At 37.2% G+C, this 25402-nt stretch carries 33 protein-coding genes; all 33 read left to right on the forward strand.

Annotation, left to right across the window (positions count from 1 at the left end; all coding sequences use genetic code 11):
• A partial coding sequence (locus PHT93_RS12310) for a hypothetical protein (protein ID WP_300243410.1) occupies positions 1–219 on the forward strand: 219 nt, incomplete at its 5' end.
• A gap of 11 nt (positions 220–230) precedes the next feature.
• Positions 231–431, forward strand: a complete 201-nt coding sequence (locus tag PHT93_RS12315) for a hypothetical protein (RefSeq protein WP_300243412.1) — start codon at positions 231–233, stop codon at positions 429–431.
• Between the two features lie 2 nt (positions 432–433).
• On the forward strand, positions 434–2260 hold the full coding sequence (locus PHT93_RS12320; protein ID WP_300243415.1) for a metallophosphoesterase: 1827 nt from the start codon (positions 434–436) through the stop codon (positions 2258–2260).
• A gap of 224 nt (positions 2261–2484) precedes the next feature.
• The gene (locus PHT93_RS12325; protein WP_300243417.1) at positions 2485–2751 is read left to right on the forward strand and encodes a hypothetical protein; all 267 of its coding nucleotides are present in this window, start codon (positions 2485–2487) and stop codon (positions 2749–2751) included.
• 39 nt (positions 2752–2790) lie between these two features.
• Entirely contained in the window at positions 2791–3075 is a 285-nt protein-coding gene (locus PHT93_RS12330) for a hypothetical protein (RefSeq protein ID WP_300243419.1), read from the forward strand.
• Between the two features lie 21 nt (positions 3076–3096).
• On the forward strand, positions 3097–3261 hold the full coding sequence (locus PHT93_RS12335; RefSeq protein WP_300243420.1) for a hypothetical protein: 165 nt from the start codon (positions 3097–3099) through the stop codon (positions 3259–3261).
• Positions 3262–3435, forward strand: a complete 174-nt coding sequence (locus PHT93_RS12340; RefSeq protein ID WP_300243422.1) for an S-layer homology domain-containing protein — start codon at positions 3262–3264, stop codon at positions 3433–3435. It begins immediately after the preceding gene.
• A gap of 1 nt (position 3436) precedes the next feature.
• Entirely contained in the window at positions 3437–4300 is an 864-nt protein-coding gene (locus PHT93_RS12345; protein WP_300243424.1) for an S-layer homology domain-containing protein, read from the forward strand.
• A complete protein-coding gene (locus tag PHT93_RS12350) occupies positions 4297–5298 on the forward strand; it encodes a hypothetical protein (RefSeq protein WP_300243426.1) in 1002 nt (333 codons plus the stop codon). Before PHT93_RS12345 ends, PHT93_RS12350 begins: the two co-directional genes overlap by 4 nt.
• 74 nt (positions 5299–5372) lie before the next feature.
• Positions 5373–5852 carry a hypothetical protein gene (locus PHT93_RS12355; protein ID WP_300243428.1) on the forward strand — a complete coding sequence of 160 codons (480 nt, stop codon included), beginning with the start codon at positions 5373–5375 and terminating at the stop codon, positions 5850–5852.
• A 22-nt stretch (positions 5853–5874) separates the two neighbouring features.
• A complete protein-coding gene (locus PHT93_RS12360) occupies positions 5875–6177 on the forward strand; it encodes a phage holin family protein (protein WP_300243430.1) in 303 nt (100 codons plus the stop codon).
• Between the two features lie 18 nt (positions 6178–6195).
• Positions 6196–7056: a PhoH family protein gene (locus PHT93_RS12365; protein ID WP_300243432.1), complete on the forward strand. Its 861-nt coding sequence runs from the start codon at positions 6196–6198 to the stop codon at positions 7054–7056.
• 23 nt (positions 7057–7079) lie between these two features.
• Positions 7080–8009, forward strand: a complete 930-nt coding sequence (locus PHT93_RS12370) for an N-acetylmuramoyl-L-alanine amidase (RefSeq protein WP_300243434.1) — start codon at positions 7080–7082, stop codon at positions 8007–8009.
• A complete protein-coding gene (locus PHT93_RS12375) occupies positions 8010–8228 on the forward strand; it encodes a hypothetical protein (protein WP_300243436.1) in 219 nt (72 codons plus the stop codon).
• Positions 8229–8276: 48 nt separating this feature from the next.
• Complete coding sequence (locus PHT93_RS12380; protein ID WP_300243438.1) at positions 8277–9446, forward strand: radical SAM protein; 1170 nt, start codon at positions 8277–8279, stop codon at positions 9444–9446.
• A 14-nt stretch (positions 9447–9460) separates the two neighbouring features.
• The gene (locus PHT93_RS12385; RefSeq protein WP_300243440.1) at positions 9461–9919 is read left to right on the forward strand and encodes a hypothetical protein; all 459 of its coding nucleotides are present in this window, start codon (positions 9461–9463) and stop codon (positions 9917–9919) included.
• 85 nt (positions 9920–10004) lie between these two features.
• Positions 10005–11786 carry a toprim domain-containing protein gene (locus tag PHT93_RS12390; protein WP_300243442.1) on the forward strand — a complete coding sequence of 594 codons (1782 nt, stop codon included), beginning with the start codon at positions 10005–10007 and terminating at the stop codon, positions 11784–11786.
• Positions 11787–11797: 11 nt separating this feature from the next.
• Positions 11798–13726 carry a DNA gyrase subunit A gene (locus PHT93_RS12395; RefSeq protein WP_300243444.1) on the forward strand — a complete coding sequence of 643 codons (1929 nt, stop codon included), beginning with the start codon at positions 11798–11800 and terminating at the stop codon, positions 13724–13726.
• Entirely contained in the window at positions 13726–14688 is a 963-nt protein-coding gene (locus tag PHT93_RS12400) for a GIY-YIG nuclease family protein (protein ID WP_300243446.1), read from the forward strand. The genes PHT93_RS12395 and PHT93_RS12400 overlap by 1 nt, the downstream gene beginning before the upstream one ends.
• Positions 14685–14996 (forward strand): hypothetical protein, encoded by a 312-nt coding sequence (locus tag PHT93_RS12405; RefSeq protein WP_300243448.1) that lies wholly within the window; start codon positions 14685–14687, stop codon positions 14994–14996. Before PHT93_RS12400 ends, PHT93_RS12405 begins: the two co-directional genes overlap by 4 nt.
• Entirely contained in the window at positions 14993–15226 is a 234-nt protein-coding gene (locus PHT93_RS12410) for a hypothetical protein (RefSeq protein ID WP_300243450.1), read from the forward strand. The genes PHT93_RS12405 and PHT93_RS12410 overlap by 4 nt, the downstream gene beginning before the upstream one ends.
• Entirely contained in the window at positions 15177–17144 is a 1968-nt protein-coding gene (locus PHT93_RS12415; RefSeq protein ID WP_300243452.1) for an anaerobic ribonucleoside-triphosphate reductase, read from the forward strand. Before PHT93_RS12410 ends, PHT93_RS12415 begins: the two co-directional genes overlap by 50 nt.
• Positions 17141–17641, forward strand: coding sequence for a 4Fe-4S cluster-binding domain-containing protein (locus tag PHT93_RS12420; RefSeq protein ID WP_300243453.1), 501 nt, complete (start codon positions 17141–17143; stop codon positions 17639–17641). Before PHT93_RS12415 ends, PHT93_RS12420 begins: the two co-directional genes overlap by 4 nt.
• A gap of 11 nt (positions 17642–17652) precedes the next feature.
• Positions 17653–17844, forward strand: a complete 192-nt coding sequence (locus tag PHT93_RS12425; RefSeq protein ID WP_300243455.1) for a ferredoxin-thioredoxin reductase catalytic domain-containing protein — start codon at positions 17653–17655, stop codon at positions 17842–17844.
• Between the two features lie 11 nt (positions 17845–17855).
• On the forward strand, positions 17856–18449 hold the full coding sequence (locus PHT93_RS12430) for an ATP-dependent Clp protease proteolytic subunit (RefSeq protein ID WP_300243457.1): 594 nt from the start codon (positions 17856–17858) through the stop codon (positions 18447–18449).
• A gap of 23 nt (positions 18450–18472) precedes the next feature.
• Positions 18473–18703: a hypothetical protein gene (locus tag PHT93_RS12435; RefSeq protein WP_300243459.1), complete on the forward strand. Its 231-nt coding sequence runs from the start codon at positions 18473–18475 to the stop codon at positions 18701–18703.
• The gene (locus PHT93_RS12440; RefSeq protein ID WP_300243461.1) at positions 18693–19304 is read left to right on the forward strand and encodes a hypothetical protein; all 612 of its coding nucleotides are present in this window, start codon (positions 18693–18695) and stop codon (positions 19302–19304) included. The genes PHT93_RS12435 and PHT93_RS12440 overlap by 11 nt, the downstream gene beginning before the upstream one ends.
• Positions 19301–19843: a hypothetical protein gene (locus PHT93_RS12445; protein ID WP_300243463.1), complete on the forward strand. Its 543-nt coding sequence runs from the start codon at positions 19301–19303 to the stop codon at positions 19841–19843. The genes PHT93_RS12440 and PHT93_RS12445 overlap by 4 nt, the downstream gene beginning before the upstream one ends.
• Before the next feature lie 11 nt (positions 19844–19854).
• The gene (locus PHT93_RS12450; RefSeq protein WP_300243465.1) at positions 19855–21690 is read left to right on the forward strand and encodes a DHH family phosphoesterase; all 1836 of its coding nucleotides are present in this window, start codon (positions 19855–19857) and stop codon (positions 21688–21690) included.
• 68 nt (positions 21691–21758) lie between these two features.
• Positions 21759–22781: an AAA family ATPase gene (locus PHT93_RS12455; RefSeq protein WP_300243467.1), complete on the forward strand. Its 1023-nt coding sequence runs from the start codon at positions 21759–21761 to the stop codon at positions 22779–22781.
• Between the two features lie 11 nt (positions 22782–22792).
• Positions 22793–23632 (forward strand): hypothetical protein, encoded by an 840-nt coding sequence (locus PHT93_RS12460; protein WP_300243469.1) that lies wholly within the window; start codon positions 22793–22795, stop codon positions 23630–23632.
• A gap of 25 nt (positions 23633–23657) precedes the next feature.
• Positions 23658–24902 (forward strand): hypothetical protein, encoded by a 1245-nt coding sequence (locus PHT93_RS12465; protein WP_300243471.1) that lies wholly within the window; start codon positions 23658–23660, stop codon positions 24900–24902.
• Positions 24871–25402, forward strand: a 532-nt coding sequence (locus tag PHT93_RS12470; RefSeq protein ID WP_300243473.1) for an AAA family ATPase, incomplete at its 3' end; no start/stop codon positions are given. The genes PHT93_RS12465 and PHT93_RS12470, both read left to right, overlap by 32 nt.

The raw sequence follows: 25402 nt of genomic DNA on the forward strand, positions 1-25402 counted from the left end.
GAGGGGACGTTAAACTGTCCCGGTATCAGCTTTCAGTGGTCGCCGCTGCTTACCACTGCTTCGCTTTTGTCGATACTCACAGCACTGAATAAGACGGCAGGCAGTGGGAAATCCATCACTTTTGCAGCGGTACACCAGACAGCCATAAACAACGATTCAGCCTGCACAGCACAGTATAACCTTGCGCTTGCGGCAGGTTGGACGTTTGCGTTTATTTAAGGGAGGATAACATGGCAACAATAACAGAAAACATCAACCAATCCATAGCGGATTTTAATGCTATCAAAAATACAATCATTAATCTCGGAATTCCTATTCCTGTTACAATAAAAACAAATGAATATGCTTCTAAAATTATAGATGTATATAATAAAGGTAAAACCGAAGGTGGCGGATCATCTTCCGGCATCCAAATATATGAGGAGTGGTAAGAATGATAAATCATTTTCCGTCTTTTTTAGACTTTGTGCCAAGAGTCGGGGCAGAGACAAATGAAGAAACGACAGCCACTTTTCTGTCGCTTACCTTTGAGACAAAAGCAGGGTATACTTCTTGCGATATAGACAAATCGCTGTTAACCAGTTCTAAAGTCCGATTAGGCGCCCAAGCCTTCACTGAAACGCCAAACGAAAACGGCGCATATGTGGATTTAGAAGTATCCTATGAAGATGGTACGAGTATCGCTTTGAGACTATATCAAGATTTAGAAGAAGATGATAAAAAAATCTCAATTGACAAGCCTATTTCTCGAGCAAGAATACGAGTTAGACATTCCAGTTCGGCAGATGCGACTAACTTTCCGAAAATTGTTACAATAACTAACCCATATTTATATATCGGCGATGAAGAGCCACCAGAACCAACAGAAAAAAAATTGGTAATTCATAAAATAAATAAAGAAAACCTTCCAGAACATACTACAGATGCCGATACCCATATCTACTATGCAAAAGATGCATTAGGAAATATTGAACAATATATTTCTACCGAGAATAATAATATTAAATCTGTAAATTCTGGACTGTTAGATTATCCAGATTCTCAGTGGTGCGATAAGCATCTTGCTGATAGGATGAATACCATAAAAACTTTACAGAAAGGTAATACAATATCTTTCTTAATAGTAACTGATACTCATGTGGATGTCGATGAGTTGCCGGGCTTTAAATATGATGGTCTGCGGCGATTCAATAGATATCGAGATGCCGTTCGGATAAGCAAATCTATTAAAATAGATTATATCTTAGATTTAGGTGATATCTTAACTCATACCGTAAGGTTTGATGGAGAAATAAATCCCGCTCTCGCATTGGCGAGAAAGATTTACAATGAAGCCGAATGCCCAGTCTTTTTTACAAAAGGTAACCACGATTATAATCAATTGCCGCACAGTACAGTTGAATTTTCTGAAGAAGAATATGATCCAACACAGATAATGACTAATCGGCGTTGGTTCGATAATATCACTTCCTCTATCAAAATTCCTGCCCATTGCAAGATAGTTTACGATGAGAATTGTGCGGATAGAAGTTTTTACTATATAGATGATTATAAAACAAAGCATCGAATCATCATGTTAAGTAGCTTCGAAACCTATGAGAACGAGAATGGCGATATCGCCATGAGCGATTCAACTCCTACACAACCAGCTTATGCATCAGGTGTTTGCCGAAGTAAGGAGCAAATAGAGTTTTTGGTCAATAAAGCATTAGATATGTCTGAAAAGAAAAAATGGACAGTGTCTATCTTTTCTCATAGTCTTCCATATAAGTCGGATTATCTCGGTGATTACTCGAACGAGAATTTAGATTTTATTACAATAATAAATGCTTTTCAAGATGGAGTTTCATTTGATATTCCAAGTTATTCATATTATTATGCAGATGAAAATGCTAAACTTCAAAGTTCTGGGATAGCAATAGCTAAGGACTTTTCTGCACAAGGTCCTCAAAAAGTAGTTGGTCATTTCACTGGACATGCACATATTGATGCGATGTTGCCGAAAACAGGAATTAACTGGAATGGCGTAGAATATCCCGGGTGCGGCATCAATATGATTAGTAATGTTTGCAGTTGCGGCAACCAAAAAACGAGCAGACCCGGTCCAATCCCACCAGAAAGAACGGAAACTGGTGAATTAGCAATGTCTTTGAATCTATTTATAGTAAATACTACTACAAATACTGTGAATATGATTAAGTTAGGCGCGAAAAGCGATAATTCAATAATTACCTCGAGTGACAATTCATTTACTTATTGAGGAGGGAGAGTAAAATAGCTACAATTAATGAAAATATAAATCAAGCAATAAGCGATTTAAACAGCATCAAAACGGCAATAACCGAAAAGGGAGTTGCCGTGGATGACTTGTTAGAAACAAGTCAATATGCGAATAAGGTAAGAGATGTATATACAAAAGGCAAGCAGGATGAGTACAATACCTTTTGGGATAGATTTTAATCTAATGGCTCAAGAGTAAGTTATATGAGTTCATTTGGACAAGGTTGGACAGACAATATTTTTAAGCCAAAATATAAAATTAACTTGATATATCAAGGCGAAGGGATGTTTTATGGTTCTCTTATTACTGAACTAAACAGTACGCATTCAAGCGGCTTGATATTTGATAGAGCAACGGCAAGAATGCCTCAAGCATTCAGATATTCTAATATGAAAAAGATATTAGTTAAAATAGATGGCTCTTCATCTACATATGATCTTGCTTTTAGCTCTATTTTTGAGGGTTGCTGACAATTAGACACTGTTTCAGAATTAGTAGTCAGTGGAACTATGACCAGCCAATATTATTTGCAGTATGCATTTAAAGATTGTCCTGCATTAACCAATATAACAATTACAGGAACAATAAGTTGCCCAAGCGTTAATTTTCAATCGTCAACACTCTTAACAACTGCATCACTATTGTCTATTCTTACCGCATTAAATAAAACTGCCGGTTCGGGCAAATCTATTACATTTTCAACTACCCATCAATCAAAAATAAATGCCGATTCTGCCTGCACGGCACAATATAACAATGCAATTACCGCAGGCTGGACTTTCGCATTTATTTAAAGTTTTAAAAAGGAGAATCGTATGACAATTATAGATAGGAAATTAATTGCCGATGACGGCAAAGTTATCACTAACGGCAGTTTATATGGTACCATAATTGATTTAGGTGCCGGCGACAAAGCATCAAATTATTATGAAATTACTTTTGAAGAGTATCAATCTCTTCAAGAAGAAGAGGTGGACTAAATGAGCGAAAAAAAAGAATTTATTGATGTGCCAGAAACACACTGGGCTTATTCAGCTATTCAAGAATTCGTCAGTAAGGGTATTATCAAAGGATATTCAGACGATACTTTCAAACCAGATGCCCCAATAACGAGAGCAGAGGTAGCGGCTATTCTCGCCAGATTGAGAGGTTAATATGAATAATTATAGCGGATATTTAAAAGAGATAAAAGATCCTCGAGATTATCCTATCTCGATGGCATACGATGAATCCGCCGATTTCGTGCTTCCTGAATCTTATAGAACCTCTTTTCAACCACCTTATGCAAAGCAAGTTGCTGGGAATTGCGTTGCGCAGTCCCTCGCAAATATCTTAGAGGTAGCCTATTATAAACAAATAGGCGAACATAGAGATTTTTCTGTTGGGTTTATATATGGTAATAGAAAGCCCACTCAATTTCAGGGAGAAGGAATGTATGGCTCTTCGGCTTGCGGTAATCTTTGTGAAGACGGCGATGTTTTTGCTTCTTTATTTGAGAATCCGGGTTCGGCACCTTCTATTATCCAAAAAGTAATGGCAGTTAAGGAAGAGTTATTGCCCTTTACCTTTAAGCCTTCTCACTATATTAGAACAAATTCTCTTGATGAAGTAAAGAAATTTATCTTCAAATATGACTTGCCTGTTATGGCTTTTACTGATGTTCGCCATTTCTATTGGGGAACTGGCGGCCACGCAATGGCTATGTATGGGTGGGATGGCGACGATGTTGTAATGCAAAACTCATGGGGAGAAAACTCTCCGGTAAAAACAGTTGTTCTAAATAAAGATAAAATTGATGATTTCTGGATAATCATTCCTTGGCAAATACCAGAATTTACGGATTTATTAAAAACACACTGGGCATATGAAGAAGTAAAAACTTGTGCCTTAGATAGAGTCGCACTCGGCTATCCTGATAATACTTTTAAACCAGATAGCCAAATGACGAGGGCAGAGTTTTGCGTATTGCTCCAGAGAGCGGAAAAGCTAAGATTTTTTGAAAAGGAGAAAGATAAATGATTTTGCCAACTCCTTCAAAAGACAATTGTCTAAAAATTTACAGGGGGACCTCGGTCTCCCTACCAGTTAAAATAAGAGTATCTGCCAAAATTCCTTTTGATTTAACCGGTTATGAAGGCTTTATTACTGTAAAATCGGCTATGTGGGACCATGACTATTATGATTCAAGAGCGGCGATTAAGAAGAACTTAGTTTTCGAGAATCCTGCCAGCGGAGAATTTGAAATTAAACTATCTCCGAAAGAAACTTGGATCGAACCGGGCGAATACTATTTCGATATTCAGTTAAAAAAAGATAATGCCATTGCTCATTTAGTTTTTTTTAAATTAGAAATCATTGGTCTTCCAACAAATAGGACAGCGACAGAGTTAACGGAACCACCAACAGGAGAAGCTATTGTCGAAAACGGCAATCTGGAGATAATTCTGCCCGAAAAAAGCAGTCCAATAATTATCTATACGCCTTTAATTAGCAAAACTCCAACGAATTTGGTTGAAACAATAACCGCCGAACCGGCATACTTGTTGGAAGGGCTTGACGATCCTGATGAACCGCAAAGGAACTTTAAAATTAAATCATATGGCGCGCAAGTAGCCTTTTCAATGAAGTTCGAATCGCCGAACAATGATGAATTTAATCGTTTTTATTTCGAGGACTTTTCTTTTCCTAATCTACCAAATGATTGTCCTTTAAAAAATGGTTCTTTAGATATTAGGAATAATCAGATTATATTCCATTTTTCAGAAGAGCTTGGCGTTGAGATTTATGAAATGGCAATTGCAAGTATTGATGACAAAGTAACTGCCAAACATACTTCCTTAGAGAGTTCTGCCGAGCCCTACTTTGTTCCAATGGGAACTGGATACGGAGTTCTTGACATAATCGCTCATCTGGGAGACAAAAAACAAATTTGCATTAAAGGCAACTATACTATGCCGAGAGAGTTAGGCGAAAAGTCTACTTGGTTTTTAAAAATAGACTATTTTAATTGGGATTAAAACTTTTATTCTTGATATTATAAACATGTATATCTATATGTAAAAGAGGACAGACCAAATATAAGCGGAGGAATATGATGGAAGACTTCAAGACATGGTTGGAGCCACTTCTCTATCTTACGGGCGCGATAGTGGCTTTGATTGTTTTTTATGGAAAAGCGGTCAAGCCAATTATAAAGTCTTTTCAGAATGTTGAAGTGCTACAAAAATCTATAGACTCTCTCGAAAAGAAGATGGATAGTTTTATAGAAGGAACCAATGATGAATTTACCAGCATTCAGAAAGAAATAGGTAAATTATATGAAGAAGTGTCGCAGCTAAAAAGTTATAATTCAAAGATGGAATTTACACAACAAGCTATAGTCCGAGATAGAATTGTAAGAGCATATAGATTCTATAAAGATAAGGAAACGATGTCCGAGGAAGAACTTGAAACTGTTTTCAAACTATATGAATCTTATAAAGCCAACGGTGGAAATAGCTTTGTAACTAAAATGATAGAAGAACTAAGTCAAAAGTCGCTACATAGCGGCGATTCAAGTTCTTTTACATAAATATAATAAGGAGTTTTATATTATGATTGATTTTTCGACTTTTGTGCCGATTGCCTCGATCGCCCTGATTTGTTTTTTAATTGGGCAGGCAATAAAACAAATACCTAAATTACCCACAAAATGGGTGCCGATTATTGTTATGACTACGGGAGCAATACTCGCCGTTCTCGGCAAAGTTTTTGCAATCCCTGAACTGGTATCAATGAATGTTTATGACGCAATTGCGACAGGATTGATATCTGGAATAGCTTCCAGTGGAGCATATTCTTTATATAAGAATTTAACAGGACAATATGAAGGAAATAATGGCGAAGACGCCAAATAATTAAAGGAGTCAACTGATTTGACTAAATCTGGAATACAAACTCTTAAACTTGATGCTAATCAAGTTGCCAAATTTTACGAGAATATGACAGACAATTCGTTTTTTAACTTGCCTTTAAACTCTTATCTGGTTATCGAATATGAAAAAAACGGCGAGACAAAGAAAACTCCACCCTATCTTTGGGATGGAAAACGATTTTCAGAAGTACGTTTTAAAAGCTTTTCTTCTCGACATTTCGGCGAAATTAAGCCGAAGAATGAAGACCCATACCAAATAGCCTTTATGGATTCTTTAAGCAGAAATCAATTGACTTTTTGCACAGGCTCGGCAGGTTCGGGAAAGACTCTTCTCTCCTTGGCATATGCTTTCCAAGAATATGAGAAAGGCAGAATAAGTAAAATAGTTGTATTCACAAATCCTTGGATTGCACAGTCGGCAGTTAAATTAGGATTTGTGCCGGGCGATAAGATAGATAAATTATTAGAAACCTCAATTGGCTCTGTACTTATTTCTAAGCTGGGTAGCCGCACCGAGGTTGACAGATTAATCGCCAGCGAAGATCTTGTAATTATTCCTATGGGAGATTGTCGTGGATACGAAGTTCCGCCGAACTCGTTCTGTTTTATGACTGAAGCCCAAAATACTAATCGTTACTTAATGCAGCTTTTACTGCAAAGAACTGCGGAAGATACTAAGATTTGTATCGAGGGCGACATTAAACAGATAGATTCAGACCGCTTTAAAAGAAACGCAAACGGCTTAGAAAGAGCTATTGAAGTTTTCATTGGTCAAGACTACGCCGGACACGTACATTTGAACAATATCTATAGGAGTAAAATCGTTCAAAAAGCAGAAGAAATTTGTGAATTACCAGAATAAATATAAGTTAAAGGAGGGATATAATGGCATATAAACACGATATAAAGTGGGCAACAAAAGGCGCTTTCTGGAATCTTGAAGATATTCAAATAAACTATCTTGTTCTTCACTCGGTCGGCGTTGGGCAGCCATCAGCAGACGTATTCGAAAGACAATTCAATGTCTCTCCTTTTCGCGCAAGTGTTGGTGGTTGGATAGAACCGGGCAGATTCTTAGAAACGGCACCTGTCTTTAAAACGCCGGGTTTTGCAAAGAAGTGTTATCACGTTGGTACTCATCCAACTACTCGTCAATCCTATAATGGAAGCTCAATTGGTATTGAGATGACCGAGCCAGCTACGATAAAATATACAGGTGGGGCGACTTTTGCGGATAAAGACCCTGTAAAAACAAAACAGTTCATTCGCGATGTAACGGCAACGGCGATAGATGTTTTTTCAGACTTATGCATTTTTCATAATTTGCCGAGTTCGAGGATAACGACTCATGCGGAATCTTATCGGAGAGGTTATGGGTCTGGGCATGCCGACCCTGAACATCTTTGGAACTACCTCGGAGATTATTCAATAAATCAATTCCGAGCAGATGTCCAAACAATGATTGAGGCTAAGAAAGGAGATATATTAAGTAAAATGACTATAGAAGAATTTAACCAAATACTTGACGGGAAAATGGCAAATATAGTACAAACAGTACTTGAGCTTGACAAAAAAGTTCAAGTTGTAAAAGACTCTATTTTGCCAGCACCAGATCTATATAAAACTATTGAAGAAGTACCTGAATGGGGAAAAAGCGCTGTGGAAAAGGCTTTTGAAAAAGGGATCATTGTCGGCACAGGCGTTGATCCAGAAACAGAGTTGCCGATTCTGAACTTAAATTATAATGATGTGCGAACACTTGTTATAATGAATAGATTAGCACTTTTTAACCAGAAAAGAGATAGCGAGGACTAAATGAAACTTTTTTATATAGATTCTCGCTCTAATAAGACTCTTTTAAAAGAAGTTAAAGACAATGAGGATACGCGTTCTACTATTTTAGACCATAGAAAAAAGCTATTTTTTAACTCAAGTAAGTGGTTTAACATTATCGAAGGAAAAGATAAGGATTTCTTTATTCATCAAGACAAGGAAATTAAAATCGAAAATGCCGAATACGTGTTAGAATATTAATGAAAAGCCCGGATATAGTCCGGGCTATCAACTACAAGGAGCAAAAGGATGTATCCAACAAATGCTGTTTTAAATGTTACTAATACTTGTAATATGAGATGTTCATATTGTTTCACATGCCCAAATAACTCTCATATGAGTTTAGAGACTGCCAAAAAGGTAGTATTATGGCTTGTGGAAAATTATGAGAAAGAGCCAAAAGATACGCCTCCTTCAATTAATTTCTTTGGTGGAGAACCGACTTTACGTTTTGAAGAACTTATAAAACCATTAATGGTTTGGGCGAGAGATAAAATAAAACTCTCAACAAAAAAAGAAATTCGGTGGGGAATGACAACTAATGGAGTTCTCCTTGATGAAACGCGCCTAAAATTCTTATCAAGTTTTCCTACTTTTTCTATTCTTTTATCAATAGACGGAGCCGAAAAGAGTCAAAATATACAGAGAAAGATGGCTAATGGCGCCGACTCCTTCCTTCTTGTGGCTAAGAACATACCTTTAATTTTAAAGTATTTCCCAAATACTACTTTTAGGTCAACAATTACGCCGAAAACGGCAGGTTTATTATCAGAGAATTACTTTTTTGCTAAAAGCCAAGGTTTTAAAACTTTCTTCTGCACTCCCAATGTGAGAGAAGAATGGTCTGAAGAAGCGACAGAAAATTTAGTTAAAGAAGTTTCCTATATTATATATAATCAATATTTGGATATAATTCGCAAAGCGCCGAATATATTACGTTTTCTGCTTTTTGAGAGAGAGTTAAAGAAAATCTTAATAAATGACGGCACTGATATAAAAAAAATGAACCATTTGAGTTGCGGTTTCGGCGTTCGATCAGTAGGTATCGGCACACAAGGGGAAATTACTGCTTGCCAAGAGCAAAATACTCATGAAAAGAATATTTTCTATATCGGACATATTGATACTGGTATTGACCCAGCTAAACATGAAAAGCTTTTGAATCTCTTAAATCAAAAAGATGTGATAGAAAATAGCGAAAAAGATCTATGTATTAACTGTCCTTTAAGGCAGAGTTGCTCTTCCTATTCTTGCCCTTCAACAAGTTATGACTTGTTTGGTGAGATAAATATCGTTAATAAAATGCGTTGTAAGTGGCTACTTTTAAATAATCAGTTAGCCAAAACAATATTAGAAATAAATAGCAAATCTTCAAAAGAGGACCAAAATGCGTTGATCAATTGGATGAAAGGAAAATAAGTATGTGTCAAGGAATGTGCGAAACCTGTCAAGCGATATGTCAATTTGGGGGTCAGTATCTTTATAATCACAATCCCGGGCTTACAGCGAATTGGGATACGGTTAGTCCTAATGAAGTTATTATAAATGCTTTCCCAAGAGACTTATTCAATGATATTATAGATGCGATAAACTATACTGGTCATTTGGGAGAATATGACTCGACCTTACCGAAGAATCAAAGTATTTCCGCCGAGAACAGAGATTTCCTATATGCTTCTAAAATAAATACCATTCTATCTACTATTCGGCAAATGGGTAGCGGAATGATCATTCCTGCAAATAGATCGCCAGATCAAGTAATAACTGCGGATTTTATGAATACTTTTCGTTCAGTAGTACTTAATGCCAGAATTTCAGGGACAGCTTGTGATTTTTGCAATACTGGAGGGCAAGGCTGCGGAGATTGTTGTGATGCTGCACCAGAAGGCTAATTATTTTTGCAAGAAATTTTTTTTTATGTTATAATAAAGTATAACTTGAAAAGAGTGAAAAATTGGAAGAAAAGGAGATTAGCACGTGCAGAAAAGAGATATTAAAACTATTGATTTTGGCAAAGCTGTTAGATTAAGAATTGGCATGTATTTATCTGCCAATCCCGCTGAAGCTTTGCATTTAGCACTAAGAGAAATCTATGTAAACAGCTTGGATGCTCTTCAAGAAATTGGCGCAAAAGACGGTCGTATTCTTATAAATATCGACTCCAAGAAAGAAACTATTGAAGTAATAGATAACGGACCCGGCATACCAAATGCTATTCGAGAAGATGGAAGTCATTCACTAATTGCTGCCTTTACGATGCCGCATACTGGCTCTCACTTTGATAATAGAGAAACCAATGCCATCGGATTAAATGGCATCGGCGCGTCTGTAGTAACTCATACTTCAAAAAGATTCAAAGTAATATCGAATGATGGTGAAAGCTGCTACTACGCCGAATTTGAGAGCGACGAAGACGGCGCCCATATAGTTTCCCAAGGAGAAAATCCTATTGGAAGACTTACAGGCGTTTCAGTAAAGTATAGTCCAGATAAAGCGATTTACGAGGATAATTGGTTCGTAGAAGAAGAACTAAGAAACGAACTTTCAGAAATGATGAAGTTTTATCCTAAGATTAGGATAGAGCTTAATTTTGACGGAAGAAGAAGTACGATCACTTATCCAAACGGACTTAAAGAAAAAAATACCAAGATTTATTATGAATCTAAAAACCTGATTTTATCTTTGTCTTTGGAAAAAGGCGAAATAAAGCCGTTTGGAAATAGACTTTATCTGCCACAGGGCGGGGCGTTTATCACTCACTTTAAAACTCAATTAACGAGGAATATAAACTCTTTAACTGGATTAAAACTTTCTGGACTTCAAATTCAGAGCATGTTCTCTGGGTATGTAGCTATTTTCGTTTCCAATCCTTTATTTTCCAATCAGTCTAAAACGGAGATTGGTAATAAAGAAGTGAACTCTGAAATTACGATAGCTATTAAAGACGGTATAGACGATTTGGTAAAAGCCCCAGAGTGGCGAGAGCTTGTGAAGTCTTTAGAAGCAGAGATGAAAGCCGCCGAAGCTGCCGAACGTGCGCGTCAGAAGATTTTAAAGTCAATGGACGAAATCAATAAAGGAAGTAAAAAGCGAGTCAGAATCGGCGATAAGTTCAAAGATTGCCAAGAACATGGAGAAGATAGTTTCTTGGCTCTTTGCGAGGGTAGTTCTGCGGTAGGAGCTTTGGTATGGGGACGTGATGTTAAAAACACTGCCCTATTTGAACTTCGAGGCAAAATTATCAACTGTTTAAAATCAAAAAAAGATAAATACCTTTCTAACGTAGAGATACAACAAATCGCTCAAATTTTAGGAGCAGGTATATTTGAGAGCTATAATTCAAAGAAATTGCGTTTTGGTAAAGTGCTTATAGCAACAGACGCCGATGCCGATGGACGTGCAATTATGTGTTTAATAACTACTTTCTTTTATGTTTGTATGCCAGATTTCTTAAAAGAAGGGCGTCTTTGGTGGATGCAATCTCCTCTTTACTATGATGAGAAAGGCAACTTCGCCTTTGAAGAGGAAGAAAAGAAGAATCTAGTAAAACCTATCACTCGTGCAAAAGGTCTTGGCGAACTCGAGGAAAAGGCGGCTGCTGAAGCTTTATTCGGAAAATCAAAAAGATGGATACAGTTAAAACCATCTAATTGGGAGAAGTTCGAGGAAGCGATAAATAGCCTTATGGGTCCTCAAGTTGCTGGACGTAAAGAATTTCTATTTAATGAAGTTGATTTTGAAAGAGTCATCTTTATGTAAGGAGGAAAAGGATGCTAACATTAGAACAGGCAGTCAAGCAAAACTTTCTCGACTATTCGGCTTTTGTTTTAAGGCATCGTGTTGTTCCTGATTCAAGGGACGGCTTACGATATACTCAAAGACAAATCCTATATTCGCAGAAAAAAGAAAAGTTAGATTCAAAACACCCGTTCAAAAAATCACAGAAGTCAGTAGCCGCCGCATTAGCTTTTTGCTATGTCCACGGCGACTCGAGTTGCTATGAGCAAATAATCCGAATGAGCCGAAAGCTTAATTACAGGTATTTGCTTGAAGATATTAAAGGGGTAAACGGCAACCCTACAAGACAAAACTCTTATGCGGCTTCCCGTTATACCGAATGCCGACTCTCCAAGTTAGCAGATCACTTAATGGTTTTTCTGAATGAAGAGGGTATTATTAAAGAGTGGGAACCTACTTATGATGAGGAAGATGTATTCCCTGTATTATTTCCTTCTTTAGGATTCTGGAACGGCTGTAACGGCAATGTTGCTATCGGCTCAACGCTCGTTTCTTCAATTCCGCAGTTCAATATCAAAGAGATTAATGCGGCAATAATTGACTTAATAAGAAATCCGAAAGCCGAAGTAAATGTACTGCCAGATTTTGCTTCTGGAGGGGTTTTATTAAATCCTCAAACTACCCTTAACACTTTGCGAAAAGGCAAAAGCAAATCGGCTCTTTTAAGAGGGAAGACTAAGCTTACGAAAAAAGGCGATGACTTTTTTTTGGAAATAACGGAACTTCCATACGGCGTTTATACAGAAACCTTAGTTAAGGAATTAGAACAAGCGCTTGACAGTTCTGAAAAAGTGCCTTTCACTGATGTTAAAGATTTCAGTAAATCTACTGTAAGTCTTTTATTGGTAACCAGAGACCCAGAGGGACTCCTTAAATGGCTGTGCGAGAAAACTTCTTTCCAGAAACATTTTACTATTCAAATGACTATGTTGAAAGATGGAAAGGTTCCGAAAATATTCTCTTTAAAAGAAGCCCTTTTGGCACATATCGCTCATGCCGAAGGTGTCCTTATGCGACACTTTCTGTTTGAAGCAAACAGATTGCGAGAGCGAGCCGATGTAGCAAGGGGTCTGTTAAAAGCTTACTCAATACTCGACGATGTAATAAAAACTATTAAAGCATCATCTGGCAGAGCAGATTCAATTACTAAATTGATTCAGCAATATAGTTTTTTAAAGACTCAAGCAGAGGCGATCGTTGATTTAAGGCTTCATAGATTGTCAAATCTTGATATACAAAAGATAGCTAATGAGTTGGAAGAAATCGTCGCCGAACAGGAAAGAATTAGTTCAATCCTTCGAGATAGGAATAAATCAAATGAAGAGCTAATTAAGTATTATGTGGCAATAGCCGAAGAATACGGCGATTCTCGTCGGACACAGATATATTCTGGTGAAGAATATGAGAGTTCTTTCGCTTCAGTTTCCAGTGAGGGATGCTTTTATATCGCCAAAGAGAATGACAAATATCAAGTCATCAAGAATTTAATAGAAATAGATGAGGAAAAGGCTGAAATTAGTGATGAAACACTTTTTGACGAAACGACGAATACCGAAGACGATCTCCTTGAACAGCCTAAAGCAACTATCTTAAAAGTACTTGTAGCCGATGACATTTTAGTATATACTAATTTAGGCAGAGGTTTTTGTATTAATGCCGAAAAGCTAAAGGTAGAAGATGATTGGATTCCTTGGGAAAAGAACGTTAAACTTCATGAAAATGAAAAGATTATCTTTGTTTCTACTCGGCAAGAGTTGCAAGAGTTTGATAACATAGTCATTTCATATCAAGAGGGCATTTCAGATAGTAAGCACATCTCATTCTTTACTATTGTCAGTACTCCTCGAGGAAGGAAACTATTTGTACCAAAAGGCGAAATAGTTGGACTGGAGCCTAAATAATGCTGATAATAACAATCCCTACCTTATTAGGCTGTTCGTTGATTTTAGGTGTAACCATCTTTCTTTTAAGCCGTCAAGCGAAGACTCTTCGAGCAGCACTTCAAAACTTTGAGAGATTAAAACAAGAGATTGATCTACAAGAACAAAAAAAACAAACAATCGCCGATGAAATTGAGGCGACTTCAGCCATTATTCAAAAACTAAGCGAAATGGTGCAGGAAAAACAAGGCGAAATAGGAGAGTTGATACATACTCTCGAAAGCTTAAATGATAAGCGCTGCGCTGCCGTTGAGTTAGTAGAAAAAGATTTAGAACTTGAGCGTCAAAAAAGACTCTCCACTTTTGAAGAAAATTTAGCGGAAGAAATAAAAAAAAAGATAGCTGAGAGCGACCTTCCAAAATTGGAAGAGTCCTTCTCCACACTGACGAATGCTATCGAAGATTCTAAGAAGAAATTAAATATCTTTCAAGAGCAATTAAAAATAGCTAATGAAAGTGAAGATTTTGATAACTTTCACTCTATTACGCTATCCGCACAAGAAAAGAATGATATTTCTTTAATTAGAGATTTTTCCAAAAACTTCTTTAGGGTTGAAGCTTTAAATAAATTAATATGGACAGAATACTATCAAAAGCCTTTACAAAGTTTAAGAAAAACTTTAAATGCAGATAAAACTGTCGGAATTTATAAGATTACAAATAAAAATAATAAAAAAATGTATGTTGGTCAGGCAACGTGCATCGGCACTCGTTGGGCAGAACACGTTAAAATTTCATTAGGTATCGGCTCAAACAGTTATTTAACTAATAAGTTTTATAAGGCGATGGCTACCGAGGGTGCCGAAAATTTTACATTTGAAGTATTAGAAGTCTGTGAACTTAGCGAATTAAACAATTCGGAAAAGTATTGGATAACTAATTTAAACGCCGTTGCGTTCGGCTATAATAGTAAAGATAATTGACGGGAGATGAATTATTAGTGGGAAAATTCTCACATATCGAAATTAAGCCTTTCTCATATAAAATACTGGAAGGATTAGAAAAGGTAGGCGGCGAGACGACTTCAATAGATCTCGCCGAACGGATGAATTTATTGCCTCGGCAAATAGATGCAGCACTAACTCGCTCTTTAGTTCGTTGGGGTTTCGCGAGAAGAGAATTGAGGGAAAAAAAGCCTTTTAAAGTTAAAGTCAATATGGTTATTTTAACCCCTCTGGGGAAAGAATATCTTGAATATAGAAGAAAAGGGAAAAGGGAGGAATCTTTATGAATTTAGTAACAATCTATACTCAAAAGAATTGCCCAAAATGTGATGTTTTAAAGAAAAAAATGGAGCAAAAGGGAATTAAATTTAAAGAAGAAACAGATCTGCCGACTTTGGTAGCATTGGGAGTAGTATATACTCCAATGTTAAAGATTAATGAAGTTACCCCTTTATTATCTTTTGCGGATGCAAGAAAGTGGGTTGACTGCGAAGGTGAAAAAATTGCAAACAGCTAATTTCAATATTCCACTCAAACTGACGAAGAATTTTGTTGATTCATTCAACAACCTGAAAGAAACTTATGGAGAAAAACTTTTACAATTAAACGGATTTGCCGATGAGAACTTGGACTATACTTCTTTCATAGACAACTTCGTTGATGAAGATACTGTAAGTGATGCATCCATTGACGGCAACGCCAATGTGGGTTCTAAAGATATATGCACTTTGGAAATAGAGATGCCAAAACCTCATTTGAAATTATTAGGTTTTAATAAAATCTTCTATGAAATGGAGAAGCAATTCGGCTTAGCGGCTGCGAAAAAGGCATTGCTTGGAGAATGGATAGGGCGTTATTATCTTCATGATGCTTATTCCTCAACTTTGAAGCCTTACTGTTATGCTCATGATTTAGAGCCACTTGTTAAAAAAGGACTCTTCTTTATTGACAACTTTAACGGCGGTCCTCCAAAGCATTTAAGCACTTTCGTTGATTTTGTTGGTGAATTTGTTAGCTTTGAAACGAATCGGCTTTCAGGAGCAGTAGGATTGCCAAACTTTTTAATTTATTTTTATTACTTTTGGAAGAAAGACTGTGAGAATGGCTATGCAACTTTTTCGCCAGAGTATTATAGACGGCAAGAACTCCAAAGGATAATCTATAAACTAAATCAGCCTTATTTAAGGATTATTCAAAGTGCCTTTACAAATTTCTCTATTTTTGATAGACCTTATCTTGAATCTGTATTCGGCGGCAAAGAATACCCCGACGGCTCTTTTGTTGTTGACTATATCGAAGAAATAATAGAACTCCAAAAAGTCTTTTTGGAAGTTTGTTCTGATATTCGCCACAACAATATGATGACATTCCCTGTTTTATCTTATAGCTTATTATTCCAAGACGGTCATTTCGTGGACCAAGAGTTTGCGAGATTCTGCTGCAAGCACAATATGCTTTGGAACGATTCAAATTTCTTTACTTCTGGAGATATCACTTCATTATCGAACTGCTGTAGATTACTTAGCGATGTAAAAAGTATGGGCTATTTTAATTCCATTGGTGGGACAGCGCTTGAAGTCGGTTCTGTAAAGGTTAATACTATCAATCTTGCGAGAATCGCATATGAGGCAGATGGCGAAGAAGAATCCTATATGGAGATCTTGGAAGAAAGAGTTGTCGAGTGTTGCCGAATCCTTCACGTAGTAAGATCTATTATCCAAAGAAACATTGAAAAAGGTCTATTGACTAACTTTAATCATGGTTTGATCAGAATGGATTCTCTATACAACACTATCGGCATTAACGGCTTGTATGAAGCTGTCGAGCATTTTGGCTTTATTAAAGAAGATGCTTTTGGGAATAAAACTTATAGTAATAAAGGTGTCGAATTTGCAGAAGAAATCTTTGAGCTAATAAACAGAGTTAAAGATGAATTTGCGGCAGACAAAAACTATAAAATAAACGTTGAACAAATACCCGGCGAGCGGGCAGCCGCAATTCTTATGCAAAAAGATATAGAGTTTTATCCTGAAGCTGAATATACCCTTCCTCTTTATGGTAATCAATGGATTCCTTTGGGAATCAAAACTACCTTACAAGAAAAAATCAGCCTAAGCGCAATCTTGGATAAGGCTTGTAACGGCGGCAGTATCGCCCATATTAATTTAGATGCACCTATAGAAGATTTTGATACAGCATGGAATCTTTTAAATAGAATCGCCCAAGAGGGAGTTATTTATTTTGCCTTTAATGTCAAGATAAGCGCATGTGCCAATAATCATGGATTCTATGGCGAACAGTGTCCTCACTGTGGCGGAAAGAAAAAAACTACGTATCAGCGAATTGTCGGTTTCTTAACCCCTGAAACAACTTATTCTAAAGAAAGAAAAAAAGAGTTTAATTTGAGAGAATGGCTCGGCAAAGGAGACTTATGATTGAGATTCAAACTTGGGAGAGGACTTCTCTGATTGAGATTCTGGGATTAATAGACGAAGATTTCGTAAACTACCGAAAATGCTCAATGAGAATAGATATGCCGCATTGTGATTGGAAATGCGGCAAAGAGAATTGCCAAAACTATTCTGCAAGAAATAACAAAATTCTTAAAATAACAGTAGATTCAATAGTCCAAAGATATGAAGCAAACGAATACTCTGAAGCAATTGTAATTGCAGGGTTAGAACCTTTCCTATCTATGGATGACCTTTCAGTTTTAATCGCTGCCTTTCGCGAAAAGGTTTCTGACCCAATAATCATCTATACTGGGTATAATAAAGAAGAAATCGAAAAAGAGGTAGGACGTTTAAAACTCTTATACTCAAACATCATCGTCAAATTTGGCAGATATATCCCAAACCAAGAGCCACACTATGATGAAGTTCTGGGTATTAAATTGGCAAGTTCCAATCAATATGCTGAAAGAATCTGCTAAAAGGTGAACTTATGTTAAGTATTATGCGCAACAAAACAAAAGAAGCAGAGCAGATAGCTGAAACACTTAAAGTAAATGGCGGATACTGCCCTTGCTTATTAATCCAAAATGAAGATACTAAATGCCCTTGTAAACTTTTCAGAGAACAAGATGTAGAGGGCGATTGCCATTGCGGCTTATTTAAAAAAATAGAAAAACTTTAAAGGAGAAAATTATGAATGATTTTATGGAAGTGGTTTTAGAAAATGACAAGTTTAGTCCAAATCTTCAACTCGCCGATCCCGATTTAGCTTTAAGGTATAGGGAGTTAAACACCCGGCATATCTGGATAGACGATGACATCAGTTTTGAGAATTGTCAATTTCTACTTCGTTATATCCAATACCTTAACAGAGAGGAATCGCATGATAAGACTGAAATCACAATTCATATTTTTTCGTATGGCGGTGAAATGCCAGTTATGTTCACTCTTTACAATCTGATTAAAAATTCAAAGATTCCGATACACACGATTAACGAGGGGATCTGCCATAGCGCCGCTTTTATGATTTTCCTTGCTGGTCATAGGCGCTCGATGTCGCCAAATGCTCACTTTGTAGCCCATGAAGGAAGTTCAGCAGGGGCAGGTAATTACAAAGAAACAAAAGCCAGAATGGAAAGATATGCTCGAGAAGTTGAAACAATGAAAGACATCATCTGCAAAGAAACCAATATTCCGAAAGAAACTCTTGAAGAAAGATTTGATAGGGATTCTGATTGGTACATTGGTTACGAAGAAGCGTCCAGCCTTGGCGTAATAACTGTTTAATAAAAGATAAGGAGAAAAAGGATATGGCAAAACTTTTAATGAGAAGCGTAGAATCTTATAAAGTAGATACTGAAGCAGAGGCTCAAGAAGTAATTCAAGACGCAATTGCGGCAGGCGGCGAACTTACTAAAAAGACCATTGAGTTGAAACAAAAGAAAAGTAAAGGGCAGATTGTTGACGAATGCCTTAAAGTGACCGTTCAAGTAGATTATTCTGGCTTGTGGTTAGAAGAGGAGTCATCCAATGAAGATTGAGAATCTTGAAGCTTTTAATATAGAAGGCGCGATAAGAGGTATGAGGTTCCCTAAAAAGGGAATCTCCACTTCGACGGGTGATATTATATCTGAAAAAGACTTGGATTTGGCGATGCGCCTTTGGGATGCGAGTGAGAAAGATAATCTGGCACACTCTAAGTTTTTAAGACAGATTTTTGTATCAATGGATATTACAGCCCCTCTTTATTGGTGGTCTGAAATGGATACTTATACAATAGGAGTAACAAAGAACTCCGAAAGCACAATGCATACTCTTCTTTCTGATGTAGAGAGCATTTCTTTAAGCAATTTCGAGTACGACTTTCCTGCCGAGTCCTATATAATTTATTCCATAGAAGCTATTAAGAGAATAAAGTCTGATAATAGGCTTTCGCAAATAGCCAAGAAAAGAGCTATCAAACAAATACTTCCGTCAGCTTGGAAGCAGAGACGACACTGGACAGGCAGTTATGAAATGGTAAGAAATATCTGTAAGCAAAGAGAATTTCATCCTCTCATCGAATGGGATTTCTTTAGAAAACGGATGAGAGCTTTACCTTATTCAAAACAGCTTATCTTCGGAGAAAGGGATGGCGAATGAGCAAGATATTTTCCTTAGATTTAGCATCTATACAGTCGGGTTGGTCAATTCATGATGAAAAGGAGAATCTTCTTTCATACGGTATTATAAAGCCGAAGCCGAGAAAATTAACGGCAGATGAACGGCTTTTAGTGATACACCATGAGATAGAGGAAATTATTAAGAGAGAATCTCCGTCACAGGCGATATTAGAGAATCCAGCTGGTGGTCCCGATAAGGACGGCGGTAGAGGTCCTATGGGAAATTGGACCACTATGGGAGTTCTTTTTATGTGTCAAGGTGTCGCAAGACTATCTTTTCAATTTCATGAGATACCTTATGAAATAATTTCGCCCTCGACATGGCAGAATCGGCTCGGCTTCTTTAAAAAATATCGAGATGATCGCAAAGCTGCGGCTCGCAACTATGTTGTAGAAAAATATAAGCTCTCTCCAGACTTGGAGCAAGATATATATGATGCAATATGCTTACATGATTGCTGGGTTTATATGCGTGATTGGAAGAATAAATCAGAAAGCAATGAGGTAAGTGCATTTTGAATATAAAAAAAATGAAAATACAGTTAGGTACTACGGACAAACTACCTCTTTTAGAGATAGTTTTAAAAAATCGAAATGTTAAAGTTTCTGCGGAAGACTTTCTCAATCTCTCTTGGGATGATGTCCAATCTCCTCACGATATAGAAAATCTTGAAAGGATTGCCGATAAGATTCATTCTCATCTCAAAAATAGCGAGAAGATTGCGATTATCGTCGATTCAGATACCGATGGATTTACAAGCGCTGCCCTTCTCGTCAACTATTTGGAACTGCAAAAAGAAGTAGGATACGAAGGAAGTTGGGAAGGTAATAATCCTGAATTTGTATTTCTTTTTCATGAAGGTAAAACTCATGGTCTCTCAAATACGACTATTATGAAAGATTTGAGAGATAATATTAAGCCAGATTTATTGATAATCCCCGATGCAAGCGGCACAGATGAACAATACAAGGCGCTTAATGATTTAGGTATTGAGATAGTAGTATTAGACCATCATGATACCTCAAATAAAGGCGATAACGAGAAAACAATTGTGGCGAATCCTTATCATTCAAAAGATTATAAAAACAAAGCCCTTTCTGGGGTTGGCGTTGTTTTTCAGCTCTGTCGTATTTTTGATCAAAAGATGATTTTTGAAACAGCGAATAAATGGTTAGATCTTGTAGCTGTTGGCTTAGTAGCAGACGTAATGGATCTGCGCTCAAAAGAAACTCGGTTTTTGGTTCAAGAGGGACTGAAAGAGGAAAATATTCGCCTACCATTCTTGGTACAAGCACGAGTTTTGGATACAAGAGTTTCAAATGACATCCCCTATAATCCAAAGAGAATCGGCTTTAATATAGCTCCTTTATTTAACGCCGTTAATAGAATCAGTCCTATCGAAGAAAAGAAGTTTATATTCTATTCTTTATTGGATAATATGGCTCTTGAGGAAGTCGATAGTGGCAAAAGAGTAAAGAAAAGTGCCTTTGATGAATTTGAAGAAAAGCCTAAAGTATTATATGTAGATGAAGCCATTCGGCAAGCCTCTAATGCCAAAGGGCGTCAAGATTCAAGAAAGAAAAAAATGGCAGGTCTTATTGATGAAATGATATCTGATGAAAAGATGTATGAGGATAAAGTAATTATTATTCCCATAGATGATTTTAATGAAGACCAGCGTGCTTTGGGTGGAGTTACCGCAGCGGCGTTGGCAGACGGCTATCAAAGACCTTGCATATTGTTATTTAAAGATAAGGTAGAGCCGGGCGCAGAAGTTAAATATTCAGGTTCTTTAAGAGCGCCGAGTAACGTCGAAGCTTTTCTCAACTTTAGAACTCAATGTGAAGAGAGCCGTTTATGCACATACGTTATGGGGCATCAACAAGCGGCAGGAGTTGGGATTAAAGGCGAAAATATTGGTAAGTTAAGAGCTTACTTCAATGAAAAATACAAAGAGATTTCTTCAGAGATTCTTTATCAGTGCGATTTTCTGTTTGATGCTAATGATCCTGCTTTGCCAGACGCTATATTTGAGATAGCGCACTATAAAAACTTATGGGGACAGGGAATTGAAGAACCGTTGATCGCAATCACAGGAGTTCTATTATCCTCTCAATCTTTATTTCTTTGCGGACAGCGCAAATCGACATTAAAGATAAGCCTGCCGAACGGTGTTTCTTGTATTACTCATAAATCAAGTCAAGAAGAGCATGACTCACTTATTATTCCATATGACGGTAAAGTTGAGGAACGTTACTTAGCAACAATAGTAGGTAAGGCGTCGGTCAATGAGTACGGTGGTCGAGTTAGTCCTCAAATTGATATCGAAAGTTTCGAGGTGCAAGGCACTACCCTTAATCTGTAAAAAATAACCACTATCGTTAAAAAAATTTTTATGGTATAATTTATTATAAGATAAGAAAGGAGAAAAGAATGGCAGTAATTAACATTTTTAACATACCTAAGAAAACAACCGTTAATGTAAGTATGCAAGCAAAAAGTTTTATTATTTGCGGAAAAAGTAAAGCTGGTAAGTCAACGCTTTGCACTTCTGCACCGAAACCTATCTTTTTAATGACTGAAAATGGTACCGAGGGTTTGGCAGGATTTACTCCTTTGCCTATTGGCTCATGGGCAGATTTCAAACAAGCCGTTTCGCAGCTTTGTATGCCACAGGCAAGAGAACTTTATGAAACAGTTGTTATTGACTCTTATACAAATCTGATTTTGCTTTTAGATAAGTATATCGGTCAAAAGATGACAACCGAAAAAAATTCTTTTGACTTCGGCTCTGACGTGGATTATGGCAAAGGCACTAAAGCACTTCAAACAGAATTGGGGTTTCAACTACAAAGACTGGCAAATCAAGGATATATCTTATTGAATATTGTTCATGCAGAAGATAAGGTAGACTTTGAAACTCAAAAAGCTTATATCGGGGTTTCTTCAATTAGCAAATCTCTTTATGGAGTAGCCGAAAAGTTTGTTGATCAAATTGTATATTTGAGGAGAGAAAAGCCAGACAAAGTTACAGGTATTTCAGAACATAGAATTTGGTTTAACGCTAAGGGCGGATTCGTCGGAGCCGGCGGACGGTGGACGCCGAAAGTGGATTCTGTCTACTGTAGCTATAAAAACTTTGAGGAAGTTATGCTCAAGACAATTGAAGAGGATGCTAAAGAGAAGAATGCCGAAATAGTGCATGAAGATAAACCCGCAGTAGCAATAATTCAAGATTCTTTTGATTTTACAGCGTTGAAAAGCGAATTTGATACTCTTACAAAACAACTTGTTGAAGAGAGTCGAGATAATGCTGTTAAAATCAAGGAGATTTGCGAAAAGGAATTAGGTGTAGGGCGTAAAGTAAGTAGCCTCGGCGCAGGACAAGCAGAACTTTTATCAATCATACTAAACAACATTAAAATTCATTTTAACCAAAACAATAACTTACAATAAGGAGAAAAAATATGAAAACTTACAATGCGATTGACATGAAAGGCAGACTTTACGATTTTTCTTTGGAGCATAAAGAAACTGAAAAAGGCGAAGCTATTGCCGGCGACATTATCCTTGAGGTAGATGCCGAAGGCACTACGGTTAAGATTCCTTTTTATTCCAGACCTGTTTTTTCCAGCGGCAAGCCGAATAAGACTTACGGCGTTCTTGAAGATATCATGGAAGGCAACATTTTGACAGTTGTCAATGCAGGCGAAGATGCTGACTGGTTCGGCATTTCGGGTTCTATTGACAGCTCTTACTTCATGGCGAAAGGAAATAAGGCAGAGGTTGCCCGTTCGCAGAAGATGAGAGGCGCCTTTATCAACAGCAATCCGAAAAAGGAATATAAGAACAGATGGAAGTTGGACTTTCTGATTACTTCTATTCAGGATATTGAAGCTGATCCGCAGAAACAGACCGACAGATTTTTAAAGGTCGGCGGATACTATGTAGATAGCTACAACAGCAGACTCGCCGAAGTCGAGTTTCAAGCTCGCGCAGAGGGCGCCATCAATTTCTTTTCTACTCTGCCTATTTCACCAGAAACCCCCTACTATGTAGATACTTGGGGTGAGATTAAGAAAGTAACTCGAATTGTTGAAAGACAAAATGCATTCGGCGAGAGCGAAAGCGACGAATACGAAACTACCTCTTGGGTTATTGTTGGTGTAAATGTCAACCCTTACTCTTATGGAACAGATATCAGCGAAGCAGATTACGCCACTTACAAGGGCGAACTTGAAGCCCATAAAGAATCTTTGATCAAAGAAGCTACTGATTCGATAGGAGAAGAAGAAATAGGCTTCTAATAAAAAACGAAAGGAGAGATAAAATATGACCTATGAAGATAAGATACAACTTCTTGAGGGAAATGATTTTATCTCTCTCTTTTCCAAGTTGGGTGCCGCTCCTCGATGGGTGATGAGCGCAGGAAAGCGTTCTATACAGCTAATTGGTCTTTGCCATAAAGGCGATAATCACAGCGCTTTATTTGATCCATCTACAATGAAAGTACATTGTTTTAGCGAATGCGGTAGGGCAATGTATCTTCATACTTGGATAAAAGAAGCTTTGGGATTCGGCGCACCGCATGAAGCCAAAGATTTCTTAGAAGACTGGATTGATGGTCAAGAGATTGACCTTTCTAATAGAACTTCTAAAGGTATTTTGTTTGATGAAAGTCCAATAAATACCTCTTTCAGTGTAAAGCAATTAGAACCAATAGCAGGTATTCCTGAAATTACTCTTTTGGAAATTACTTCAGATTTTCTTTCAGATGAACAAACCTTAGCCAAACTGGTTTGGCACAAAGAAGATAAGATTGAACCGTCAATAATGAAGAAATTTGGAGTAATGTATTGCCCAGAGAAAGATACTATTATATTACCTCATCATAACGCGAGGGGAGAAATAGTTGGGTTCTATGAAAGAAGCTTTAAACCGCTACGTAGAAACGTTAAAGAACGCTTTCCAGATATACCTTATTTAAAATTGCTTGAATACCCTCGAGCAAAATACGTACCTTTATTAAGACCAGAGAAATATCAGACAGAGGAAAAGACTTCTTGGAGTTTCTCGAATAGTTTTAATTTGTATGGACTGCATTTGGCGAAAGAAGCTATTAAAGAAGAGGGTATCGCAATTATTTTTGAAGGCGCCAAATCTGTAATGCTATCGAATCAATACAAAGTCCCTTATGCTGTTGCTTCGCATACTTTTGGATGTCATGAAAATCATATCAATATGTTGATAGAACAAGGCGCCAAAGAGATAGTGCTTGCTTTCGATAAACAATATGAAATCGAAAACGGCAAAGAGTGGGATTTGTATGAATTAAAGACAAAAAGAATCGCCGAACGAGTAGGCGATTTCGTTAAGATTAGCCGAATCCTTGATAAGAATAATTTATTGTCTTTTAAGGATTCCCCAATCGACAAAGGCTCGGAAATATTTTATCGCTTATTGAGAGAGAGAGAGCCAATTTCTAAAGAAATCCCCGTAGTTAATCCAGAAAGAGAAAAAATAAGAGCAGAATGGAGAAAAATAAGTGCCGAATTCGACTTCACCGCAGGTATTTAAATATACTGAAGAACAACAGGAGATAGTAGACTATTTAAGAGAGCAACTGAAACCAGAAGGCGAAAATGTTGTAGTGTCTGGAGCTGGCGGCACAGGCAAGACGGCGATGCTCTGCAATTTTATCGGAGACCTTATACAAGAAGGATATTCTGTAGCCGCTACAGCCATGACAGGAAAGGCTACGGCGGTGCTTAGAAACAAAATCTATACTGCTTTGAAAGAGCGAGGAATGAAAGTACCAGATAAAAACGTTCTCTTAATTGAAACTATTACTAAGCTTACAAAGAAGAGTAGCGTATTAGGTCTCTCCGAGAACGGCGAAACAGTCTACTCAAAAGAATGGCGGAATCCAGAAGATTTCCCATATCAGATTCTTTTCGTAGATGAGATGAGTATGGTATATCACGTAGCCAGTCTTTGGTGGCAAAGGACTAAAGCAAGAGTTTTTGGATTCGGCGATTTCTGTCAGTTGCCTGAAGTGACTACAGCAGAAAGCCGAA

It is taken from the genome of Massilibacteroides sp. (assembly GCF_028705895.1).
GTDB lineage: Bacteria > Bacteroidota > Bacteroidia > Bacteroidales > Tannerellaceae > Massilibacteroides.

What these genes read in the sequence shown, in the direction of transcription:
- PHT93_RS12315 (WP_300243412.1), top strand. Translation starts at nt 231, where the DNA reads ATGGCAACAATAACAGAAAACATCAACCAATCCATAGCGGATTTTAAT.
- PHT93_RS12320 (WP_300243415.1), top strand. Translation starts at nt 434, where the DNA reads ATGATAAATCATTTTCCGTCTTTTTTAGACTTTGTGCCAAGAGTCGGG.
- PHT93_RS12325 (WP_300243417.1), top strand. Translation starts at nt 2,485, where the DNA reads ATGAGTTCATTTGGACAAGGTTGGACAGACAATATTTTTAAGCCAAAA.
- PHT93_RS12330 (WP_300243419.1), top strand. Translation starts at nt 2,791, where the DNA reads ATGACCAGCCAATATTATTTGCAGTATGCATTTAAAGATTGTCCTGCA.
- PHT93_RS12335 (WP_300243420.1), top strand. Translation starts at nt 3,097, where the DNA reads ATGACAATTATAGATAGGAAATTAATTGCCGATGACGGCAAAGTTATC.
- PHT93_RS12340 (WP_300243422.1), top strand. Translation starts at nt 3,262, where the DNA reads ATGAGCGAAAAAAAAGAATTTATTGATGTGCCAGAAACACACTGGGCT.
- PHT93_RS12345 (WP_300243424.1), top strand. Translation starts at nt 3,437, where the DNA reads ATGAATAATTATAGCGGATATTTAAAAGAGATAAAAGATCCTCGAGAT.
- PHT93_RS12350 (WP_300243426.1), top strand. Translation starts at nt 4,297, where the DNA reads ATGATTTTGCCAACTCCTTCAAAAGACAATTGTCTAAAAATTTACAGG.
- PHT93_RS12355 (WP_300243428.1), top strand. Translation starts at nt 5,373, where the DNA reads ATGATGGAAGACTTCAAGACATGGTTGGAGCCACTTCTCTATCTTACG.
- PHT93_RS12360 (WP_300243430.1), top strand. Translation starts at nt 5,875, where the DNA reads ATGATTGATTTTTCGACTTTTGTGCCGATTGCCTCGATCGCCCTGATT.
- PHT93_RS12370 (WP_300243434.1), top strand. Translation starts at nt 7,080, where the DNA reads ATGGCATATAAACACGATATAAAGTGGGCAACAAAAGGCGCTTTCTGG.
- PHT93_RS12375 (WP_300243436.1), top strand. Translation starts at nt 8,010, where the DNA reads ATGAAACTTTTTTATATAGATTCTCGCTCTAATAAGACTCTTTTAAAA.
- PHT93_RS12380 (WP_300243438.1), top strand. Translation starts at nt 8,277, where the DNA reads ATGTATCCAACAAATGCTGTTTTAAATGTTACTAATACTTGTAATATG.
- PHT93_RS12385 (WP_300243440.1), top strand. Translation starts at nt 9,461, where the DNA reads ATGTGCGAAACCTGTCAAGCGATATGTCAATTTGGGGGTCAGTATCTT.
- PHT93_RS12395 (WP_300243444.1), top strand. Translation starts at nt 11,798, where the DNA reads ATGCTAACATTAGAACAGGCAGTCAAGCAAAACTTTCTCGACTATTCG.
- PHT93_RS12400 (WP_300243446.1), top strand. Translation starts at nt 13,726, where the DNA reads ATGCTGATAATAACAATCCCTACCTTATTAGGCTGTTCGTTGATTTTA.
- PHT93_RS12410 (WP_300243450.1), top strand. Translation starts at nt 14,993, where the DNA reads ATGAATTTAGTAACAATCTATACTCAAAAGAATTGCCCAAAATGTGAT.
- PHT93_RS12415 (WP_300243452.1), top strand. Translation starts at nt 15,177, where the DNA reads ATGCAAGAAAGTGGGTTGACTGCGAAGGTGAAAAAATTGCAAACAGCT.
- PHT93_RS12420 (WP_300243453.1), top strand. Translation starts at nt 17,141, where the DNA reads ATGATTGAGATTCAAACTTGGGAGAGGACTTCTCTGATTGAGATTCTG.
- PHT93_RS12425 (WP_300243455.1), top strand. Translation starts at nt 17,653, where the DNA reads ATGTTAAGTATTATGCGCAACAAAACAAAAGAAGCAGAGCAGATAGCT.
- PHT93_RS12430 (WP_300243457.1), top strand. Translation starts at nt 17,856, where the DNA reads ATGAATGATTTTATGGAAGTGGTTTTAGAAAATGACAAGTTTAGTCCA.
- PHT93_RS12435 (WP_300243459.1), top strand. Translation starts at nt 18,473, where the DNA reads ATGGCAAAACTTTTAATGAGAAGCGTAGAATCTTATAAAGTAGATACT.
- PHT93_RS12440 (WP_300243461.1), top strand. Translation starts at nt 18,693, where the DNA reads ATGAAGATTGAGAATCTTGAAGCTTTTAATATAGAAGGCGCGATAAGA.
- PHT93_RS12445 (WP_300243463.1), top strand. Translation starts at nt 19,301, where the DNA reads ATGAGCAAGATATTTTCCTTAGATTTAGCATCTATACAGTCGGGTTGG.
- PHT93_RS12450 (WP_300243465.1), top strand. Translation starts at nt 19,855, where the DNA reads ATGAAAATACAGTTAGGTACTACGGACAAACTACCTCTTTTAGAGATA.
- PHT93_RS12455 (WP_300243467.1), top strand. Translation starts at nt 21,759, where the DNA reads ATGGCAGTAATTAACATTTTTAACATACCTAAGAAAACAACCGTTAAT.
- PHT93_RS12460 (WP_300243469.1), top strand. Translation starts at nt 22,793, where the DNA reads ATGAAAACTTACAATGCGATTGACATGAAAGGCAGACTTTACGATTTT.
- PHT93_RS12465 (WP_300243471.1), top strand. Translation starts at nt 23,658, where the DNA reads ATGACCTATGAAGATAAGATACAACTTCTTGAGGGAAATGATTTTATC.